This window comes from Candidatus Hydrogenedentota bacterium, from assembly GCA_012523015.1.
Taxonomy (GTDB): domain Bacteria; phylum Hydrogenedentota; class Hydrogenedentia; order Hydrogenedentales; family CAITNO01; genus JAAYBJ01.
This window is the reverse complement of sequence record JAAYJI010000340.1, coordinates 1-5,846: the sequence shown is the minus strand read 5'-3', so window position 1 is coordinate 5,846 and position 5,846 is coordinate 1. Positions and strand designations below refer to the sequence as shown.

General features: G+C 52.0%; 5 protein-coding genes. 4 read left to right on the top strand and 1 reads right to left on the bottom strand.

What is annotated here, in order from left to right; genetic code table 11:
* Together GX117_14700 and GX117_14695 are read left to right on the top strand one after the other, a co-directional pair.
* Positions 1-849 (top strand): DUF2961 domain-containing protein (locus GX117_14700; GenBank protein ID NLO34576.1); only part of this gene is annotated, 849 nt, incomplete at its 5' end.
* A gap of 289 nt (positions 850-1,138) precedes the next feature.
* Positions 1,139-2,446, top strand: coding sequence for a Gfo/Idh/MocA family oxidoreductase (locus tag GX117_14695; GenBank protein ID NLO34575.1), 1,308 nt, complete (start codon positions 1,139-1,141; stop codon positions 2,444-2,446).
* 172 nt (positions 2,447-2,618) lie between these two features.
* Here the strand turns inward: GX117_14695 and lnt are convergent, their stop codons facing one another.
* Entirely contained in the window at positions 2,619-4,361 is a 1,743-nt protein-coding gene (gene lnt, locus GX117_14690) for an apolipoprotein N-acyltransferase (GenBank protein NLO34574.1), read from the bottom strand.
* A gap of 155 nt (positions 4,362-4,516) precedes the next feature.
* Here lnt and GX117_14685 point away from each other — a divergent pair, with 155 nt between their 5' ends.
* Together GX117_14685 and GX117_14680 are read left to right on the top strand one after the other, a co-directional pair.
* The gene (locus tag GX117_14685; GenBank protein ID NLO34573.1) at positions 4,517-5,116 is read left to right on the top strand and encodes a hypothetical protein; all 600 of its coding nucleotides are present in this window, start codon (positions 4,517-4,519) and stop codon (positions 5,114-5,116) included.
* 107 nt (positions 5,117-5,223) lie between these two features.
* A partial coding sequence (locus GX117_14680) for a sugar phosphate isomerase/epimerase (GenBank protein ID NLO34572.1) occupies positions 5,224-5,846 on the top strand: 623 nt, incomplete at its 3' end.

Genomic DNA, 5,846 nt, shown 5'->3' with positions numbered 1-5,846 from the left:
GTCCATGGTGAGGTGAAAGCCTTTGAAAACGCACTCTTCTCCAGTGCCGAGGGACGTTCTTTTTCCTTTACCATTGACATGCCCTTTAAAACCCATGCACGAATGACCTTGACCAATGAATCCTCTGAAGAACTGCAGCAGTTTTTCTTTGATGTGAATTACAGTAAAACGGAGCTGCCCGAAAGCAGTCTCTATTTTCATGCTTCGTGGCGGCGGGAACGGTACACGCAGCTGACACAGGATTTTGAGATACTGCCGAAGATTCAGGGACGCGGCCGTTATCTGGGAACTCATATCGGCATTATCGGGCATCCTGATAATGTGGGGTGGTGGGGTGAAGGCGAAGTAAAAATCTATTTAGACGGTGATCAGGAATTCCCGACCCTCGTCGGCACGGGCACAGAAGACTATGTGGGGACCGCTTATTTCCAAGGCGAATATGCCCACCAATATGAGGGATCATTATTGATAGACGATGTGAATAAGTATTACGCCTTCTACCGCTACCATGTGCCTGACCCCGTCTATTTTCATCAAGAGATACGAGTGACCCTCCAACAGATAGGCGGAGCCATGCAGGAATTTGTCAAAGAGATGCTGGAGAAGGGGGTTGAGATTCTGCCTGTATCCGTCGGCTCCGACGGCGGCTTTGTACCGCTCTTGGAAGGGGATACCCCTAAGACGCTTGATGATCCGGGCGTTCCCTACGGATGGACCAACTATTATCGACGCGACGATGTCTGCGCTGCCGTATTTTTTTATTTGGATCAACCGGAAAACCAATTGCCGCCCCTTGCTTCCCTCGAAGAGCGTCTGGCAGCTATCGGCGAACGGGTTGTCAACCCCTGACCAAAAACATCATCTTTCCTCTCTTCCTTCTGTGCGTCGGAGGGGAAAGGACAAAGACCCCTTTCTTTGGGGTATAATCAGAGTTGGTTTGAGGAGATGACGGAGTCGTGCTTTTCTTAACCCCTCGGCTCTTGTGGGGCGCGTCGCCTCCGATGTCGCGGCAGCCAGCGCACGCAAGCACAGCACAATTGAATTCAATAGCTGTGAAAGACAGTGAATGTTTCACAGCAACTATTTTGAAGGACTCAAAATTCCAAAACGAATCGGACTCAGAGAAAGGATAATCATCATGGACGAGCGTACAGGAAAGAAAGTTGTCAGCCCTTCCCATAAAACAAGAAGGGAATTCATGAAAGGTACCGGCATGGCATTGGCAGGAGTGGCGCTGACCGCCGCCCATTCACGGGCTTTCGCCGCTACAAAGGGCCCCGAACTGCGTCTGGGCCTCATTGGCTGCGGTTCGCGGGGAAGCGGCGCTGCGCAAAACGCCTTGCTCGCAGATCGGGCCGTGAAACTCTACGCTCTGGCAGACCCCTTCGCCGATCAGATGGAAGCCTGCCTAGCCAAATTCAAAAAATACCGTGCAAAAGATAATGTAGTCGTCACGCCTGAACGGTGTTTCTCCGGACTTGACGGCTATCTAAAAGTCATCGAATGCTGTGACGTTATCGTAATGGCTGCGCCGCCCGCATTCAGGCCTGCCCACATTGAAGCGGCTGTTGCTGCAGGAAAACATGTCTTCGCAGAAAAGCCCGTTGCTGTTGATGCGCCCGGTATCCGCAGCGTTCTGGAATCCTGTCGGAAAGCAGCGGAGAAAAACCTTACTATCGTCTCCGGTTTATGTTACCGCTACGAGTTCGCCAAACAAGACACCCTCCAACGCATTCACGACGGGATGATTGGCGATATTTTAACCATCGAAAGCGTGTATAACACGGGCGGACTCTGGTTAAAAGAGCGCCAGCCTGAGTGGTCGGATCTCGAATATCAGCTGCGCAACTGGCTATATTACGATTGGCTGTCGGGCGACCACATTTCCGAACAGCATATCCACAGCCTGGACAAAACCATGTGGGTCATGCAGGATGTGCCGCCTGTCAAGGCAACCTCAAGCGGCGGCCGTGTGCAGCGTACCGGCGAAGAATACGGAAATGTCTACGATCATTTTAATACTGTATTTGAATGGGAAAACGGTGCGAAATGCTTCAGCTCCTGCAGGCAATGGGTGGATTGTTCCACCAACGTTTCCGATATCGTCGTGGGAACATTGGGGCGCAGCTCGCTGCAAGAGCACGTCATCAATACCTATGCCGGCGAATCCTGGCAACATGAGCGCAAGGGACCGGATGATATGTATCAGAATGAATTGACCGCCTTCTTTGAAGCTATACGTACGGATAATCCCTTTAACAACGGCGAATACATGTGCAGCAGCCATATGATCTCTATCATGGGTCGCATGGCAGCCTATTCCGGGAAGACCGTGACATGGGACGAGGCCTTTAATTCTGAATTGAGTCTCATGCCGGAAAGCCTCGAATGGGGAGACATGCCCAAACGTGAACCCGCCATTCCCGGAACTACCGTCGCTTTTTAATCCGCCCTTATCTTTTAAAGACCCCTGCCCGAATATAGGGCGGGGGTTTTCTTTTTATATAGAAATATCTCGGAACGGGCCGTGACACGAGGACAGGGGCAGTGTATTGCTGTCAAAAGATAAAACAGGAGCGCTCAATAAAAAGCAGACTTCATGAAGGCTGCTCCTTAGATTATTCCGAATCAGGATCTGTATCTGCTGCTTTTGTTTTGCGCTGCCGAGGTTTTGCCGGACTTTTCGCTCCTGATTTTGCACTGGCGCTTTTCTTAGAAGCGGCACTTTTTTTAGGCGCTGCTTTTGCCTTTGCTTTTGCCGTGGCTTTCTTGGGCGGCACTTCCTCGGGCAAGGCATAGGCGCCTGACAATGCCTGACTTAAGGATCTTTCAAAAAACGTGAAAAAGAAGAGGAGGAGTCCCACGAGAGGGAGGAGCCAAGGGACAATAGCCGCACCGCGGGGGATGGGCTGCAGCGCAGGCGCAGGCACCGCGAAATTGCCGATATAACGGCGCATCATAACATGATGCGGTTTGGTGGCGGCGCCCCAATCTTGCACTACATTGCTGCTGGAAATGGTGTGGCGCACTACGGAGAAGCGGCCGTACGGATCAAAGACGCCGGAAATGCCCGTATTCGTGCTGTGGATCAAGGGCAGCCGTGTTTCGATGGCGCGCATACGCGCGATTTCCAATTCTTGGGCGATGGCATTGGATCTGCCGAACCACGCGAGATTCGTCATGACCACGAGCGTATCGGCTCCCATTCTGCGCAGCTCTTCGGCCATGGGCGCGAAAAGCACTTCAAAGCAAATCAAGGGACCGAGCTGCCGTTTATCAACGGGCAGAAGCAATTGCTTTTCACCGGCATCTACACCGCCAAAGGCGATGTCTTTCAAAAAGGGCAGATATTTCTCAAAGGGGATATATTCTCCAAAGGCTGCCAGCCGCACTTTGTCGTAATAACCTCCGATTTTCCCATCAGGCTTGATGAGTGCAGCCGTGTTGTAATTTTTACCGGAGCTATAATCTTCCCGCACCACGCCGGACAAAATAGCGGCTTGACAGTCTTTTGCGGTCAGGGCGAGGGTGTCCAAAAAAAGAGGACTTTCAAAGTTGCGTATGACCAGCGCTTCCGGCCACACGATGAGATCAACGGGATAATTCGCCGTAAAAATACGCGTCATTTGCGCGGTACGCTGCAGCATTTCGTAATCGTAGGCGGGATCCCACTTCATTTCTTGGGAAAAGTTCGGTTGCACCACACAGGCACGTAAGGGCATGCTCGAGTCATCGGCTTCGCCTAATAGAAAGTATCCGACGGCGGGGATACACAGTGCCAACACAGCGACGGTGACCAAGCGCCTGATGCGTAATTCAGCGCTGCCTATGCTGAGCGCCAAACAAGCATTGACCCAAACGATAAGAAAAGAGAGGAGCATTACGCCGCCGAGTGCGGCCCACTGAGCGATGAATAAGTTGGCACCTTGCGTATAGCCTAAGGCACACCAACCGAATCCTGTGAACGCCATGGATTGGAGCAGTTCCATACCGGCCCATAAACCGGCGAAACATAAAGCGCCGCCCAATCGCTGCGAACGGCTATGGGCAAGACTCCAAAGAAAGCCAGTCAGTGCCCAGAACAAGGAGAGAATGATACAGAGCCCTTGCTGCCCGATGATCGCCCAACCGCCTGCCCAAAAAATATTTGCAATGAGCCATTGCAAAGTCAAGGTATGGAACAGATGCCCGCAGATATAAAAATGCAGCGCAGCCTGAGCGGGCTTTAATGGGGCGGTTCGTAATAAAAGCGGTACCAGCGCGATCCACGCCAAAAAATAGAAATGGTAGCTTGGGAAAGACCAAGCGAGCAGAACAGCGCTGACCAAGGTCGGGATATAAGTGCGGATGAAATGTTTCATAGTTGGAAAATAATGCGTTATTTTATTGGCTTAGATCAAATTGATTGGTAAATACATTCTCGATGATTTCCGGCAGGAAATTTGGGATTCCCACTTCATTCAAGGTACAGTATAGTTATTCTTGACCAAAGAACCAAAGTATTCGGAGAGCCGCCATGATTGAGGGTGTACCATTGTCCCGTCGTGAGTTTGTTCTGACCACAGGCAGCATTGCCTGTTTGATGTTGGGCAAGTCCTGGACGACCGATTCAAGGCAGTCGGATCTTTTTGCCGAGTTGATAGGCAGATGTGGAAACTTGAGACAGGGATACAGCCTGGCCGCGGCGGTGGATCAAGAGCAGCTGAAGACGCTGCACGCGGAGCAGATCGCCTTTTTTCAATCCATAGCCTTCTTGCAGCGCCCTGATGGACGACAGGATAGGCTGTTCCTACGTGATAGCCTCAACACCGATGATACCTGTTTAAGTACCTTGTCGGACGGACAAGGGTTGACCGTGGAAATTGTTACCACTACCTTAGCCATGGAGGGGCCGAGTCTGAGTCTGCGCGGCAGTGACGGCTCGGTGCACGGCTGCAACGATAAGCTTTGGTTTAGCCCAAGGACTGCAGACTTGTGTCCTTGGAAAGACGATTCCAAGCTGTTGCCCCGCGTTTATGCCCGTTCCCGGCTGCTGATGGAAGAACAGGCTTCGGAAAACGCCGGCTTAGTGCGGCATGCACAGCGCATGCTGCGGCGCCCAGCGGTATCGGCATAAACCGAAAGACGCCCGTACCGAATATTCTTGTTGTTCCAAGGGCGGTATACCGTGACAGGCGCGACCTATAACAGAGTCATAATGTAACCATGATAAGGAGTAAAACCATGTCTTCTTCTTCTTTTAGCCGCAGAAAATTTTTAGTGTCCGGTATGACAGGAGCCGCTGTTTCAAGTGTGGCGTTTAGCGCCCAAGGGCAGCCCAAGCCGGCAAAATCATACCAAGAGGGCTTAAGCCCGTGGCCCTTGGTAATGAATACCAGTACGATCCGCCCTGCCGCGTTTGAAGAAAAATTGCGCGTGACTGCCGATGCAGGCTGGGACGGGATCGAGCCGTGGATTGATGAACTGGAAAAGTATGAAGAAGAGGGGGGAGACCTGAAAGAACTGAACAAGCGCATTAAAGACATGGGGCTCTATGTGCCGAACATCATCGGATTGTGGAACGCCATGCCCGCCACGGCGGAAGCCTTTGAGCACTCTTTACCAGAGACGCGGGAGCGGATGCGCCGTGCCGCCGATGTTGGCTCCATCCATGTTGCCGCCATACCCGGCCCGGATCGGGAAGACTTCGATTTGAAACGGGGCGCTGAAATGTACAGCGAATTAATGCGCATCGGCCGTGAGGATTATGGGATCACCGTCGCCTTTGAGTTTGTAGGATTTTTTAAAGGGGTTCACCGTCTCGGACAAGCCTGCGCCGTCGCCTTGGACACCAACGATGAAAAGGC

Bases quoted from the DNA above. Each gene is read 5' to 3' on its own strand.
- GX117_14695 (NLO34575.1), top strand. From the start codon at position 1,139: ATGGACGAGCGTACAGGAAAGAAAGTTGTCAGCCCTTCCCATAAAACA.
- lnt (NLO34574.1), bottom strand. From the start codon at position 4,361: ATGAAACATTTCATCCGCACTTATATCCCGACCTTGGTCAGCGCTGTT.
- GX117_14685 (NLO34573.1), top strand. From the start codon at position 4,517: ATGATTGAGGGTGTACCATTGTCCCGTCGTGAGTTTGTTCTGACCACA.